This is a genomic window from Pseudomonas sp. URMO17WK12:I9 (assembly GCF_900230165.1).
GTDB lineage: Bacteria > Pseudomonadota > Gammaproteobacteria > Pseudomonadales > Pseudomonadaceae > Aquipseudomonas > Aquipseudomonas fulva.
This window is the reverse complement of record NZ_OCMQ01000012.1, coordinates 1-14,629: the sequence shown is the minus strand read 5'-3', so window position 1 is coordinate 14,629 and position 14,629 is coordinate 1. Positions and strand designations below refer to the sequence as shown.

8 protein-coding genes and 5 tRNA genes are annotated in these 14,629 nt (G+C 60.5%); 3 read left to right on the top strand and 10 right to left on the bottom strand.

Annotated features, from left to right (window positions below; translation table 11 throughout):
* Window positions 1–25: 25 nt before the first annotated feature.
* The gene (locus CRP40_RS19115) at window positions 26–3,310 is read left to right on the top strand and encodes a bifunctional diguanylate cyclase/phosphodiesterase (RefSeq protein WP_027916484.1); all 3,285 of its coding nucleotides are present in this window, start codon (window positions 26–28) and stop codon (window positions 3,308–3,310) included.
* Between the two features lie 66 nt (window positions 3,311–3,376).
* On the opposite strand, the gene CRP40_RS19110 is transcribed toward CRP40_RS19115, so the two are convergent.
* The 9 genes from CRP40_RS19110 to uvrB form a co-directional block, all read right to left on the bottom strand.
* The gene (locus CRP40_RS19110; RefSeq protein WP_027916483.1) at window positions 3,377–3,820 is read right to left on the bottom strand and encodes an Hsp20 family protein; all 444 of its coding nucleotides are present in this window, start codon (window positions 3,818–3,820) and stop codon (window positions 3,377–3,379) included.
* Window positions 3,821–3,952: 132 nt separating this feature from the next.
* On the bottom strand, window positions 3,953–4,924 hold the full coding sequence (locus tag CRP40_RS19105) for a tRNA-dihydrouridine synthase (RefSeq protein WP_027916482.1): 972 nt from the start codon (window positions 4,922–4,924) through the stop codon (window positions 3,953–3,955).
* A 50-nt stretch (window positions 4,925–4,974) separates the two neighbouring features.
* A complete protein-coding gene (locus CRP40_RS19100) occupies window positions 4,975–5,409 on the bottom strand; it encodes a thioesterase family protein (RefSeq protein ID WP_027916481.1) in 435 nt (144 codons plus the stop codon).
* A gap of 160 nt (window positions 5,410–5,569) precedes the next feature.
* Window positions 5,570–5,645 (bottom strand) — tRNA-Glu (locus CRP40_RS19095).
* A gap of 42 nt (window positions 5,646–5,687) precedes the next feature.
* Window positions 5,688–5,763: transfer RNA gene (locus CRP40_RS19090), tRNA-Ala, on the bottom strand.
* A gap of 51 nt (window positions 5,764–5,814) precedes the next feature.
* Window positions 5,815–5,890, bottom strand: a tRNA-Glu gene (locus tag CRP40_RS19085).
* Between the two features lie 73 nt (window positions 5,891–5,963).
* A tRNA-Ala gene (locus CRP40_RS19080) sits at window positions 5,964–6,039 on the bottom strand.
* Between the two features lie 273 nt (window positions 6,040–6,312).
* Window positions 6,313–7,794 carry a glutamate--tRNA ligase gene (gltX, locus tag CRP40_RS19075; RefSeq protein ID WP_027916480.1) on the bottom strand — a complete coding sequence of 494 codons (1,482 nt, stop codon included), beginning with the start codon at window positions 7,792–7,794 and terminating at the stop codon, window positions 6,313–6,315.
* A gap of 187 nt (window positions 7,795–7,981) precedes the next feature.
* Window positions 7,982–9,997, bottom strand: coding sequence for an excinuclease ABC subunit UvrB (gene uvrB / locus CRP40_RS19070; RefSeq protein ID WP_023535858.1), 2,016 nt, complete (start codon window positions 9,995–9,997; stop codon window positions 7,982–7,984).
* A gap of 283 nt (window positions 9,998–10,280) precedes the next feature.
* On the opposite strand from uvrB, the gene CRP40_RS19065 reads away from it, so the two are divergent.
* Both CRP40_RS19065 and CRP40_RS19060 read left to right on the top strand, forming a co-directional pair.
* Window positions 10,281–11,477, top strand: a complete 1,197-nt coding sequence (locus CRP40_RS19065; RefSeq protein ID WP_027916479.1) for an amino acid aminotransferase — start codon at window positions 10,281–10,283, stop codon at window positions 11,475–11,477.
* A gap of 61 nt (window positions 11,478–11,538) precedes the next feature.
* Window positions 11,539–11,614: transfer RNA gene (locus CRP40_RS19060), tRNA-Asn, on the top strand.
* A 219-nt stretch (window positions 11,615–11,833) separates the two neighbouring features.
* On the opposite strand, the gene CRP40_RS19055 is transcribed toward CRP40_RS19060, so the two are convergent.
* The coding region (locus CRP40_RS19055; protein WP_097223525.1) for a membrane-targeted effector domain-containing toxin at window positions 11,834–14,629 on the bottom strand (2,796 nt) is incomplete at its 5' end.

Genomic DNA, 14,629 nt, shown 5'->3' with positions numbered 1-14,629 from the left:
GCCCCATGCCAAAGGTCTGGTAACCATGCCCAAATCAGCAAACCGCTTCATGCGCCTGCCGCGAATCCATGCGGCAGACCCCGAGGCGTCGGAGCAGGCCTGGCAGAGTGCGCCGCAGCTGTTGGCCGCCTTGAATGGTGCGCGCCTGGGTGCGTGGCTTTGGGATATTGAAAGCGGCCGGGTAAGCTGGTCCCGGGGCACCCAGGCCCTGTTCGGTTTCGACCCGCTGCGCGCCCTGCCCGGAGACATCGATTACCTGGACCTGCTTGCCGAAGAGGACCGCGCGCGAACACGCAAGGCGTTCCAGGCGGTGTTCGATGGCGAACCGGTAGGGCGGGCCATGCGCCACCGCATTCGCTGGCCAGACGGCAGCCTGCATTGGCTGGAGATCAATGGCAGCCTGACCTGCGACCCGCACGGCAGGCCGCAGATGATTGGGGTGGTACGCGAGATCACGCGCCAGCGCGAGCGGGAAACTGCGCTGATGAGCTCTGAAAAGCGCCTTGCCACCCTCTTCCACCTGAGCCCCAATGCCATCTTGTTGACCCGACGTCACGACGGCATGATCTTCGAAGTCAATCGGCACTTCGAGGATACATTCGCCTGGCCCGCCAGCCAGGTCATCGGCCGTACCAGCGTGGCGTTGGGGTTGTGGGCCGACGCCGCGCAACGCCAGCACATGCTCGATTCTTCGCGCCTTAACGGCGGCCCGCTGACCATGGAGGTGCAGTTTCGCGGCAGCGACGGCAAGGTCCACGACGGCATCCTTTGCACCCAGGGCATCGAGCTTGAAGGCACCACCTATCAGCTCAGTACTTTCGTCGACACCACCGAGCGAAAGCGCGCGGATCTTGCCCTCAAGGACAGCCAGGAGCGCCTTGACCTTGCGCTGGATTCGGCGCAGCTAGGCACGTGGGACTGGCACATTCCCAGCGGCATGCTCTATGGCTCAGCCCGGGCTGCACAGCTGCACGGGCTGCCGCCAGTAGCCTTTCACGAGTCCTTCGATGCGTTTTTCGAAGGCGTTCCGGAACAGGAACGCCTCTCCATGCGCAAGGCCTACAGCAGCCTGCGCGAAGGGCCGGCTGGCAATTATCAGTTCACCTACCGGGTACAGTTGGAGAATGGCGTTTCGCGGTATATCGAAAGCCGTGCGCGCTTGTACCGCGACGAGCACGGCAACCCTCTGCGCATGGCCGGCACCTTGCTCGACATCACCGACCAGGTTGAGCGCGAGCTTCGCCTGAGTGCCTCGGAGGAAAAGTTCGCCGGCCTGTTTCAAGTCAGCCCCGACCCTATCTGCGTCACGCGCCAGGACACGGGACAGTTCATCGAGATCAACCCCGCCTTCACCCATACCTTCGGTTGGACGACCGAGCAGTTGATCGGCCGCACGGCCCAAGAAATAGGCTTGTGGGCCGAATCGGCCCTGCGTGCGCACCGCATCGAACGGGTCATCCGCGAGCAGGCCCTGAGCAATGTTGCGTTGGTCGTCCATCACCGCAGTGGCGACGCCTTGACCTGCCTGATCTCCAGCCGCCTGATCACAGTGGACGGCCAACCCTGCAGCGTCACCACGCTGCGCGACATCACCCAACAACAGCGGGCAGAGGCAGCGCTCAAATCCAGCGAAGAGAAATTCGCCAAGGCGTTTCACTCAAGCCCGGACGCCATCACCATCACTGAATGCGCAACCGGGCGTTACCTGGAAATCAACGACGGTTTCTGCCGTTTGACCGGATACTCGGCGGGCGAGGTCGTCGGGCGCACCGTTTTCGACATCGGCATCTGGACCGATGCGCAACAGCGAACCACCCTGCTGGCCGAACTGCGCGAGCATGGCCGGGTACACCACCGAGAAATGCTGGGGCGCAACAAGCGCGGCGATCTCCTGACGGTAGAGGTGTCCGTGGAGCAGATCCTGCTCAACGACGTGCAGTGCCTGCTGATGACCGCGCGGGACGTCAGCCAACTGAAACACGCCCAGGCACAGATCCGTCACCTTGCCTACCACGACCCGCTGACCAATCTTCCGAACCGTGCTCTGCTGATGGAGCGGCTGGGTCAGCAGATCGCCTTGCTCAAGCAGCGCAATCTGCGCGGCGCCCTGCTTTTCCTCGATCTGGACCATTTCAAGCACATCAACGACTCGCTGGGCCATCCGGTCGGTGATGCAGTGCTCAAGATCATCACGGCCAGACTAGAGGCCAGTGTACGTGTAGAGGATACCGTGGCACGGCTGGGCGGTGACGAGTTCGTGGTACTGCTCAGCGGCCTGGAAGGCGATCGTGATGAGGTCGAGGATACGGTTCGCCAGTTGGCTGACACCCTACGCGCGCTGCTGGCCCAGCCCATGTCACTCGACGGCCAACGCCTGCAGGTGACCCCCAGCATTGGCGTGGCCTTGATCCCGGACCACGGCACAACGCCTGCCGACCTGCTCAAACGCGCCGACATCGCGCTTTACCGCGCCAAGGACTCCGGGCGCAATACGACTCAACTGTTTCATGCCAGCATGCAGAAGGCGGCCAGCGAACGCCTGCGCATGGAGAGTGATCTACGCCTGGCGCTGGCCCGTGGCGAAATGGCCTTGCATTACCAACCGCAGGTCGACGCCCGCGACAACCGGATCGTCGGTGCCGAGGTGCTGCTGCGCTGGCACCACCCTCAACTCGGCCAGCAGTCGCCGGGCCAGTTCATTCAGGTCCTTGAGGAAAGCGGGTTGATTCTGGAGGTGGGCAATTGGGTACTCGATGAGGCTTGCGTTGCCTGCGCCCACCTGCTGGCCGACGGCTTGATAGATGCCGACGATTTCAGCCTGTGCGTCAACATCAGCCCGCGGCAATTTCGCCAGAAAGATTTTGTTGGCCGCGTCCTGCGCAGCCTCGACGACAGTCAGTTGTCCAGGAAACTGCTCAAGCTCGAGATCACCGAAGGTATCGTCATTCAGAACCTGGAAGACACCATTGCCAAGATGCGGGAGTTGCAAAGCCACGGGGTAACGTTTGCCATGGACGACTTTGGCACGGGGTATTCCTCGCTGACCTACCTCAAACGCCTGCCCGTCGATGCACTGAAGATTGACCAGACATTCGTCCGTGACGTAACGATAGACCCCAACGATGCTGAAATCGTCCGCGCCATCGTCGCCATGGCGCTTAGCCTTGGGCTTGCGGTAATCGCCGAGGGCGTAGAGCTGACCGAACAGCTGGCGTTTCTGGAAAAACTGGGGTGTCACCTGTACCAGGGCTACCTGCACAGCCGGCCTTTGCCGCTACAGGCGTTCCGGCGACTGTTGCAAGCGCCCTGAAGTGACCGCGCGCCTGCACAACGCAAGAAGGGCACCCTGGGGTGCCCTTCTTGGTGATGCGCTGGATCAGTTCAGCGCGGGTTGCTCGCCGTTGATTGGGATGCGCTTGGCCTTGGCTTCTTCAGGCACGATACGCAGCAGATCGATGCTAAGCAGACCGTTGGCCAAGCCCGCTGCCTTGACCTCGATGTGGTCAGCCAGGCGGAAGGAGAGCTTGAAGGCGCGCTGGGCAATGCCCTGGTGCAGGTATGTCACTTCTGCCGAGCCATTGTCACGCTTGCCACCGGTCACGGTGAGCACGCCTTTTTCGACCTGAAGGTCGAGATCCTCTTCCTGGAAACCAGCCGCGGCAACCACGATGCGGTACTGGTCATCACCGTGCTTTTCCACATTGTAGGGCGGGTAGCTGCTACCAGCCTCATTACGTGCCGCGGATTCGAACAGGTCATTGAAGCGGTCGAAACCAACGGAGTGGCGGAACAGTGGTGCAAGAGAGAAAGCGGTAGTCATGGTCATAACTCCTGAGATATCAGCAAGTAAGTCATTACGCGACCCGAATTCGGCATCGCGTACTCAAGAGATAAGGTCCATCAAGGCGCTTTCAAGGGCCGTGCAAAAAAAAATTTCGCCTGTGCCAGGTGGTCACGCCACCTGCGCTTGATCTGCCGTCGACGCCACGCCAAGCAAGCGCCCGATGCGCGCGCAGTCATCTTCGCGGCGCAGCTCGGCGAACAGCAGCACGGCCTCAGGGTAGCTGCGCGTCAACATGGCGACCCATTGCTTCATTCGTCCCGGGGCGTATCGGGGTGATAGTTTGGCCTGGGCTTGAAGCCAGAACGCCTGAAGTAGCGGCAGCAATTGCTCCCAACCCATGGCCTGGTAGGGCGTTCCGGCATTGGCTGCGGCAATCTGCACACCCAGGTCAGGGCGAGAAACCAGGCCACGCCCCAGCATGATGTGCTCAGCGCCGCTGACTTCCCGGCAGCGACGCCAGTCGTCGACCGTCCATATCTCGCCATTGGCGAACACCGGCACCTTGACCACGTCCTGCACGCGCGCCACCCACTCCCAGTGCGCGGGCGGCTTGTAGCCTTCAACCTTGGTCCGGGCATGTACCACCAAATGGGCCGCCCCGCCCTCAGCCAGGGCCACGCCACAGTCCAGCGCCCCATCCGGGGTGTCGAAACCCAGGCGCATCTTGGCGGTGACGGGGATCGCGGCAGGCACCGCGCGCCGGACCTCGCGGACAATGGCGTGGAGCAACTCAGGCTCCTTGAGCAGCACCGCCCCACCCCGGGACTTGTTCACCGTCTTGGCGGGGCAGCCAAAGTTGAGGTCGATGACCGGGGCGCCCAGCTCGCAGGCCAATGCAGCGTTATCGGCAAGGCACGCTGGGTCGGACCCCAGCAGTTGCACGCGCATGGGCACGCCTGCCGCCGTATGCGCGCCGTTGCTCAGCTCGGGGGCCAATTTATGGAACGAGGAGGCTGGCAGCAGGCGATCACAGACGCGGATGAATTCACTGACGCACCAATCGACGCCGCCTACGCGGGTCAGTACGTCTCGCAGAATGTTGTCGACCAGCCCCTCCATGGGGGCCAGGGCAATTTGCATGGAATGATCTCGGCGCAAAAGGCGGCAGTCTAGCAAAATTTAGGCGTGCTTCAGGCGGGCATCAGCGCTGGCCCGTAGCCGTCCAGAAATTCGGCAGGCATGCGCTTGGGTTTGCCAGTCGACAGCTCGATACACGCAAAGGTGGTCCGGGCGCGAAGCAAGGTCATCCCATCACGCGCACGACGCAGCTGAAACCGTCGGGTCATGCGCAGACGCTGATCCCAGTCGACGATCCAGGTGGCTAACTCCAATTCGTCACCTTCGTAAGCGGCGGCGAGGTAATCGATTTCGTGACGGACCACCGCCATGGCGCGATCAAGCAGGCGATACGCCGCAAGGTCCAACCCCAGGCGTTGGGAATGTCGCCAGGCGCAACGTTCTAGCCAAGTGACGTAGACGGCATTGTTGGCATGCCCCAGTCCATCGATGTCTTCGCTGCCGACAAGCACGTCGATTATGAAAGGTGTGGGCAGGTCCCAGCTCATGTTCATGTCCCATGGGGCAAAAAGGGAATTTAGCAGTGAGCGGACCAGAAATGTCCACCCCAGAAGGGATAGCGGCGTTAGGGATTTTTTAGTAGAAAAAACAAAAGGCCCATTCAATATGCGAATGAGCCTTTAAAGTCCCGCAAAACGCGGGTAAACGTGGCGTCCCCTAGGGGACTCGAACCCCTGTTACCGCCGTGAAAGGGCGGTGTCCTAGGCCACTAGACGAAGGGGACGTAACCTTCGCAAAAGTCTGCAATGCAAACCCTGGCAGTAATTGGTGGAGCTAAGCGGGATCGAACCGCTGACCTCCTGCATGCCATGCAGGCGCTCTCCCAGCTGAGCTATAGCCCCAGATTTCTAGCCTCGCGGCCCAGCCATGCCGAAACATCGCTTGTGTGAAACTGGCGTCCCCTAGGGGACTCGAACCCCTGTTACCGCCGTGAAAGGGCGGTGTCCTAGGCCACTAGACGAAGGGGACGAACCTTCTTACCTTCAAGAACGTGCTGCTAGTGCCCGTTCTACGTGTCAGCCATTGGCTGACAACAGGAATTTGGTGGAGCTAAGCGGGATCGAACCGCTGACCTCCTGCATGCCATGCAGGCGCTCTCCCAGCTGAGCTATAGCCCCACAGAGTCACGCTGAACCGATACGCTGGCTGGGTGCCTGGCGTTTCGTTTATGTTCATCGCTGTGGACGGGGCGCATATTAAGATCCAGGTGCAGGCCTGTCAAACTAAATCTTCAAAAAAACCAAAAGTTTTTTCACAGATAACAATCACTTACCGCCCTGCCCCGCAATATCGGTTTATCGGGCGGGCCAGACCAGCCTGCAACGCTGGATCCATTGCACACGGCAGCGGCCGACCGTCGTGGGAACGACGGCCTGCCCGCCTGCCTCATCTCAAGCGATGGTAGCCAGCTGCTTTTCCCATTCCTTGTTTTCTTTCTTGGAAACACCGCCCAGCAAATCCAAGGCCTGACGCAGACGATAGCGGGTCAGGTCAGGGCCGAGGATTTCCATGGCATCGAGCACCGACACCGAGCTTGCCTGCCCGGTGATGGCGGCGAACATCAAGGGCATGGCGTCACGCAGCTTCAGTTCCAATGCATCGACCACGCTCTGAATGCAACCGGTGATGCGCTCTTTTTCCCACTGACGCAGGCTCTCAAGCTTCCACAGGATCAACTGCAGGACCTGGCGCACCTGATCGGCCGACAATTTCTTGCTTTCGAACAGCTTGGTGTCAAGCTTCAGTGCGCCTTCGAAGAAGAACCCGCCCAAAGGCACCACCTGGCTGAACGTTTCAACCCGGCCCTGCACATGCGGCGCGATTTTCATCATGTAGTCGCTGTTGAACGCCCATTTCTGCAGGCGCTGGGCAAAGGCTTCCACAGGGAGCTCACGCAGCCATTGGCCGTTGAGCCAGGAGAGCTTCTCGATGTCGAAGATCGGCCCGCCCAGCGAAACGCGGGACAGGTCGAAGTGCTCGACCATTTCGGCCAGCGAGAACTTCTCGCGCTCATCTGGCATGGACCAGCCCATCCGGCCCAGGTAGTTGAGCATGGCTTCGGGCATGAAGCCCATGCGCTCGTAGAACGTCACCGACGTCGGGTTCTTGCGTTTGGAAAGCTTGGACTTGTCCGGGTTGCGCAGCAGGGGCATGTAGCACAGCTTGGGTTGTTCCCAACCGAAGTACTCGTACAACTTGATCAACTTGGGCGCCGACGGCAACCACTCTTCACCGCGCAGTACGTGGGTGATGCCCATCAGGTGATCGTCGACCACGTTGGCCAGGAAGTACGTGGGCAGGCCATCGTTTTTCATCAACACCTGCATGTCCATGCGATCCCACGGGATCTCCACGTCACCGCGCAACATGTCCGGCACCACGCACACGCCCTCGGCGGGCACTTTCATGCGGATTACATGGGGCTCGCCTGCGTCCAGCCGGCGTTGCACTTCGTCGGCGCTCAGCAGCAACGCTCGCCCATCGTAACGAGGCGTCTCGCCGCGGGCCTGCTGTTCGGCGCGCATCTGCTCCAGCTCCTCGGCGGTGCAGAAGCAATAGAACGCATGGCCGGCGTCGACCAGCTGCTTGGCGTACTGGGCATAGATTTCACCGCGCTCACTCTGCCGATACGGACCATGTGGGCCACCCACGTCCGGGCCCTCGTTCCATTCGATGCCCAGCCAACGCAACGCATCGAAGATCTGCTGCTCGGACTCGCGCGTGGAGCGCAGCTGATCGGTGTCCTCGATGCGCAGGATGAACTCGCCGCCGTGCTGTTTGGCGAAGCAGTAGTTGAACAGGGCGATGTAGGCGGTGCCGACATGGGGGTCGCCGGTAGGCGATGGCGCGATACGCGTGCGTACGGTGGTCATGGGAGTCTCGAACGAAAGATGAAACAAAGCCTCGATGTTAGCAGGTGGCAGGCACCGGGCTCCAGCGATGCGGTGAACCTGAGCTGGCCCCCCATGATGCCGAGCCCACGGTAGGCCATACCGTGGGTGGCTTGGATGCAGCGCGGTCTCGCCTGATCGATGCGCGGTGAATGCCGACCGCCAGGCATCAACTTGCGATCAGGCGATCTCGCAACTGGGTGATCTCGTCACGCAACTGGGCGGCGGCTTCGAATTCCAGGTCACGGGCGTATTGCATCATCTTGTCTTCGAGCTGCTTGATGCGCTTGGTGATTTCGCCTGGGGTGCGCAACTCGGCCTCGTAACGCGCGCTCTCCTCTGCCGCCTTGGCCATCCCCTTGCGTTTCTTGCTGCGAGCGCCCGGGACGGTCGCACCTTCAAGGATATCGGTGATGTCCTTGACCACGCTTTTGGGCACGATACCGTGCGCTTCGTTGAAGGCGATCTGCTTTTCTCGACGTCGCTCGGTCTCGTCAATGGCCCGCTGCATCGAACCGGTTATGGCGTCGGCATATAGAATCGCCCGACCATTGAGGTTACGCGCAGCCCGGCCAATCGTCTGGATCAGCGAACGCTCGGAGCGCAGGAAGCCTTCCTTGTCCGCATCGAGGATGGCGACCAGCGAAACCTCGGGCATGTCCAGGCCTTCGCGCAACAGGTTGATGCCGACCAGGACATCGAACGTGCCCAGGCGCAAGTCGCGGATGATCTCGACCCGCTCCACGGTGTCGATGTCAGAGTGCAGGTATCGCACCCGTACATCATGGTCTGCCAGGTAATCGGTCAAGTCCTCGGACATGCGCTTGGTCAAGGTGGTGGCCAGCACCCGCTCGCCCAGGGCCACGCGCTTGCGGATCTCCGAGAGCAGGTCATCTACCTGGGTCAGCGCAGGGCGTATTTCGATCTGCGGGTCGACCAGGCCAGTGGGACGCACCACCTGCTCGACGACGCGCCCAGCATGCGCCTCTTCATAAGGGCCGGGCGTGGCGGACACGAAGATGGTCTGCGGGCTGACGCTCTCCCATTCGTCGAAGCGCATGGGGCGGTTGTCCAGCGCCGACGGTAGACGAAACCCGTACTCCACCAGCGTTTCCTTGCGTGAGCGGTCCCCTTTGTACATGGCGCCCACCTGGGGAACGCTGACGTGCGACTCATCGATGACCAGCAGTGCGTCGGCGGGCAGATAGTCATACAGCGTAGGTGGGGGCGCACCGGCAGGACGACCGGACAAGTAGCGAGAGTAGTTTTCGATACCGTTGCAGTAACCCAGCTCCATGATCATTTCCAGGTCAAAGCGGGTACGCTGCTCAAGACGCTGAGCCTCCACGAGCTTGTTGGCCTTGTGCAGGTACTCAAGCCGGTCGGCCAACTCTTCCTTGATACCCTCAACCGCCTGAAGCAGCGTTTCTCGCGGCGTCACGTAGTGGCTCTTGGGGTAGAACGTGAACCTTGGCAACTTGCGCAGGATTTCGCCTGTCAGCGGATCGAACGCGGCAATGTTTTCCACCTCGTCGTCGAACAGCTCGACGCGTATGGCTTCGAGGTCCGATTCGGCCGGGTAGATGTCGATGACATCCCCACGCACTCGGAAGGTGGCACGGGCGAAATCCATTTCATTGCGGGTGTACTGCAAGTCGGCCAGTCGGCGTAGCAACGCGCGCTGGTCGAGCTTGTCGCCACGGTCGATGTGCAACACCATCTTGAGGTAGGTTTCAGGACTGCCCAGGCCATAGATGCAGGACACGGTGGTGACGATGATCGCATCGCGCCGCTCGAGCAGCGCCTTGGTCGCCGAAAGGCGCATCTGCTCGATATGGTCGTTGATCGAGGCATCCTTCTCGATGAAGGTGTCCGATGAGGGCACATAGGCTTCGGGTTGATAGTAGTCGTAGTAGGAAACGAAGTACTCCACCGCATTGTTGGGGAAGAATGCCTTGAACTCGCCGTACAACTGCGCCGCCAGCGTCTTGTTCGGTGCCAGGACCAACGTGGGGCGCTGCACCTGCTGGATGACGTTGGCGATGCTGAAGGTCTTGCCAGAGCCGGTCACCCCCAGCAGAGTCTGGTGCGCCAACCCCGCCTCGATGCCCTCGACCATTTGCCGAATGGCCTCTGGTTGATCGCCTGCTGGCTGGAACCGGGTAACGAGCTGGAACTCGGACATGTCGAACCTCGCGGTGCTGCACTGTAAATTTAGCCAGTAGTCTATACCCAAATGGGCACGCCGGGGGACGCTTTGAAGGCCCAACGGTGACCCCGTGTTACGGTGGACAGGGCAAAGGCCGCAAGGGTCGAAAATTTTTTGCGCAAATAGTCGTAAAAGCGGCGTCGCAGTGTCGCCGTGACCGTACCGGATCACTATACTGACTCCCCGTTTGTGCCCCGCTTCAGTGCATTCGGCTGGAGCGGATACCTCCCCTTACACTCCTATCCGAGCCAAGGTAACAATGAGCCTGTTTTCCGCTGTCGAGCTGGCACCCCGCGACCCCATCCTGGGCCTCAACGAAGCATTCAATGCCGACCCACGCACCGACAAGGTGAACCTGGGGGTGGGCGTCTACTGCAATGAGGAAGGCCGCATTCCGCTGCTGCGGGCGGTGATCGAAGCCGAGACCCAGCGTGCCGCCCAGCATGCCTCGCGTGGCTACCTGCCGATCGACGGCATCGCGACCTATGACCAAGCGGTGCAGAAACTGCTGTTCGGTGCCCAGTCCCCGTTGCTGTCCGATGGCCGGGTTGTGACTGTCCAGGCAGTGGGCGGTACGGGCGCACTGAAGATCGGCGCCGACTTCCTCAAGCGTGTATCCCCCGAGGCCGTGGTAGCCATCAGCGACCCGAGCTGGGAAAACCACCGTGCGTTGTTCGAATCAGCGGGCTTCCCGGTTCATACCTATCGGTACTATGACGCCCCGACCAACGGCGTCAATCGGGCAGGCATGCTCGAAGACCTCGAGGCGTTGCCCGCAGGCTCCATCGTCGTGTTGCATGCCTGCTGCCATAACCCGACCGGGGTGGACCTGGACCTGGAAGACTGGAAGAACGTCCTGCAAGTGGTCAAGACCAAAGGTCATGTGCCCTTCCTGGACATGGCCTACCAGGGCTTTGGAGACGGCATCGACGAGGACGCCTTTGCCGTACGCCTGTTTGCCGAGTCGGACCTTGAGTTCTTCGTCTCCAGCTCGTTCTCCAAATCGTTCTCCTTGTACGGTGAGCGCGTGGGCGCCCTGTCGATCGTGACGGCCTCCAAAGACGAAAGCACGCGCGTGCTGTCCCAGGTCAAGCGGGTTATTCGTACCACCTACTCCAACCCCCCCACCCATGGCGCCACCATCGTGGCGACGGTACTCAACAGCGCAGAGCTGCGGCAGATGTGGGAAACCGAGCTGGCAGAAATGCGCGAGCGCATTCATGGCATGCGCAAGCAGATGGTCGAGTTGCTGGCTCATTACGGTGCCAAGCGCGACTTCAGCTTCGTGGGTCGCCAGGTCGGCATGTTCTCCTACTCGGGCCTGACCGTGGAGCAAGTGGCTCGGCTGAAGAACGAGTTCGGTATCTACGCGCTGGACACTGGCCGCATAGCCGTGGCTGCGCTGAACCAGAACAATATCCACGTCGTGACCAAAGCCATCGTTGAAGTGCTGTAACTGATTGATTTCGCAGGGGTGACTTGACTTACCCCTGCTGTTGAGTAAGATACGTGCACATTCCGCGATAGCTCAGTCGGTAGAGCAAATGACTGTTAATCATTGGGTCCCTGGTTCGAGTCCAGGTCGCGGAGCCAGATAATCAAGATCCTTCACAGGGTTTTGAAAATAATCCAAAAACGCCGCTTTGAGGGATGTTGTCAAACAGACATACCCAAAGCGGCTTTTTTGTGCCCGCTGTGGATATGCCCGTGTCTTTTGCCCAGGTCAGTGCTCATCGCATGATCCGCATGGCATGGGTGCCGTTCAGGCGCTCCATGAGGCGTAGGCCAAATGCACGCCTCCCGCGCATCGACTCATCTCGTCAGCACATACTGCAACCCATGATGCTCCAGCAGGGTACGTATCTCTCGCAGGCTTGCTAGCCGTCGCTCACTGACCCATGGCCACTCGGGCCGCTGGATATAAAAACGTTCACCTTCCTGGACGATGGGCGTGTACACCAACCCACCCGTGCGGCTGCGATGCACCAACTGCAACTGGCCATCGGTGCTCTCGAACGTGAATGCACCGTTATGCTTGAGCATGGCCGCCACTTCCTCACCGACCGGCTTCGCCGCTTTAATCGGTACTTGCAGGCGAAGATCGCTTTTGACCCGGCGTACCTCCATGACGTAATCAATGGCCGCCAGCCCAGGGTCGGCACCGATACCGCCGGGCATACCTACCTCAATGTCCTCGACGCGCAAACTGATTGCGCCCTGAAGTTCGCTTACGCCGCGCACGCCTTCAAAGTCGCTGGCGTGGCTATTTCCCACCAGCGCAACCCACCGGCTTGGGCCTCGGACCGCTTGGTCCGCCTCGATGATTTCATGGGCGTAGAAGTTCATCATTTGCTGCCTGATCACCGCCGATGGCGGGTTGTCCCAGGCCTGGCGGTAGCTGGCCATGCAGTCGATGGACTGGATACGGATGCCGGACTTCTGCGCCGCAATCAGCACGTTGCGAAACGAGTAGCGGCCTGCCAGATCGACCCCATGACCTTCATCCAGATTATTCACATAGGTGCTCAACCGGGCGGGCATCTTGCCCGAGCGTTTGAACACATCGAGGTCGGCCTGATGAAAGTCGGTCATGAAATGCTCCAGGTAGAGCACCTTGATCTTTTCGCGCTTGAGCAGAGGCATGTTGTCTATCAGAAACTGCTTGCTGCCCAGCCCTGAATGGCTTTCACCGATGACCAGCCCTTCACTGTTCTGGTAGAGGCTGCGGATGATCAGCTTGGCACTGGCGTCACGAGGCATAGCCGTTATTGCGGGCCGCGCGGGCGGTATGACATTTTCAAGATAGGCAACGGCGTCGGTGGCAAGTGCGTCGCGGCTGGCACGGAATGCCTGGTAGCTCGCTTCTACCTGAGCATCGAAGCTGCTCATGATTCCACTTAGCGCGCGTTCATCTACCGGGGCATTGGCGGCATGCTCAAGCAGAGGACGGGTTTCACGCGGAATCTCGTAGGGCATTTCAGGCAGGGCCTGCACAGCAGCTGCGTTGCTTGGCCGCCCCCAGGCCCCAAGCAACTTGCGTGGCAATCCGCCACCCTGCAAGCCTGAGCGCTGTAGAGGTTGCCACTGGCCGTCCGCTGTCATATGGATGGGCAGGTTGCGATAGAACGAGTACGGATTCTGCGGGTCGATGACCACCCAGCTGCCCATCTGCTGCACATAACGGACCTCGAAGGGTTGCTGGTCAATCAGCGTATAGAACTTGCCATCCTGCAGATAGATACCCTCCTGCCCGCCACTCCCAGACTGGGCGCTGAGGATGATGTTGGTTTCAAAAGGTGCCAGCAGGTCTTCATGGCCAACCGGGCGGAACGGCTCAGGGACCCAGGCTTCAATTTCGGCGGGTGTCGCCGGGGCCGCCTCCTCTTGCTCAACGGCCAGGGTGCTGCCCTCAGGCACCTGTGGATCAATCAGCGTTTCCTCGGCGCCTGCACCTACGGCACCGGCCAGCATGGCGGCGTTGAACAAGGTGTCGATGGCCGCCAAGATCGCGCCGGTCACACCGGCCTGCCGCTCGCTCGTGGTATGACCGTTGACAGCCTGGTCGATGTTCAGCCCCATATCGGCAAGCCCTGCGCCGACCACAGCCAGTGCGATCGGCCAGTCGACAGCTGCCATGGGCCCTGCTACTTGGCCGAACGCCTTGAGATAGCCGATCCACAGCTGTTTGCGCAGGTCCGCGTTGCTGCGCAGGGCGAACTGTGCGTCGTCGGTCATGCGCTGGCGCGCGGCGTCGCGCAGGTGACTGAACGCATCGCCCGGCAGGGTGGCATCGAGCTGATTGAGGCACTCGTGATCATCACCGCCCCAATTGAAGAACAGTAGATCGATCAGGTGATTGAGGCCAAGGCGATCATCTTTTTGGGCACGGCTGGACAACGGAAAGTGCGCTACGAAGCGCGCCCGGTTTTCGGCTTCGTTGGTATTGTTCAACACCCACCAGTAGAGGTCCTTGCGCGTTGGGAAAAGATGCAGTGCGTCCGTTTCACCTGGGGTGTACAGCAGTTGCGAACCATCCTCCAGCACAATGCGCAGAAAGTCGCTCGCAATGTGCCCGCCAATGTCGAAGGTACACACGCGATAACCCGCGGCCGGCAGTACAACCGCCTGAAGTTGCTCCAATGTGGGTGATGCAATATCAAGACCTGTCAGCGCAGTGGCGACGCGGCGAACATGCTGGGCCAGCGCCGTGCTGCTGTCGGCCGCGCAAATTTCGATCACCTTGGCGAGGAAGTTGACTTTCGCCAGTACACGATAGTGCTCAGCATGTTCTTGCCAAAACGCCTGAAGCCGATGGTGAAATTGGGTACTGAAATCGATTTGCCAGAAATCCTCGAGCACAGCCTGGGGCTCCAGACGGATCTCATTGTGCTCGTCATAAAAACCGGGGCCAGGGCCATTACTGTAAAAGCCGGTCAGGTAACTGAGCAGGTCGCTGTTATCCTGGTCATGGACGTCGAAACGGTGCATGACCAACTGCGGCAGTGTGAAGGATTGGACAGGCGGGTCCAGGTGCTGCCACCCACTGAAGGTGCGAGGACTGCTCTGGGCGGTTTCGAAACGGTTGAGGTAGACCTGGTCAGGGTCAAG

Bases quoted from the DNA above. Each gene is read 5' to 3' on its own strand.
- CRP40_RS19115 (WP_027916484.1), top strand. From the start codon at position 26: ATGCCCAAATCAGCAAACCGCTTCATGCGCCTGCCGCGAATCCATGCG.
- CRP40_RS19110 (WP_027916483.1), bottom strand. From the start codon at position 3,820: ATGACTACCGCTTTCTCTCTTGCACCACTGTTCCGCCACTCCGTTGGT.
- CRP40_RS19105 (WP_027916482.1), bottom strand. From the start codon at position 4,924: ATGCAAATTGCCCTGGCCCCCATGGAGGGGCTGGTCGACAACATTCTG.
- CRP40_RS19100 (WP_027916481.1), bottom strand. From the start codon at position 5,409: ATGAGCTGGGACCTGCCCACACCTTTCATAATCGACGTGCTTGTCGGC.
- gltX (WP_027916480.1), bottom strand. From the start codon at position 7,794: ATGACCACCGTACGCACGCGTATCGCGCCATCGCCTACCGGCGACCCC.
- uvrB (WP_023535858.1), bottom strand. From the start codon at position 9,997: ATGTCCGAGTTCCAGCTCGTTACCCGGTTCCAGCCAGCAGGCGATCAA.
- CRP40_RS19065 (WP_027916479.1), top strand. From the start codon at position 10,281: ATGAGCCTGTTTTCCGCTGTCGAGCTGGCACCCCGCGACCCCATCCTG.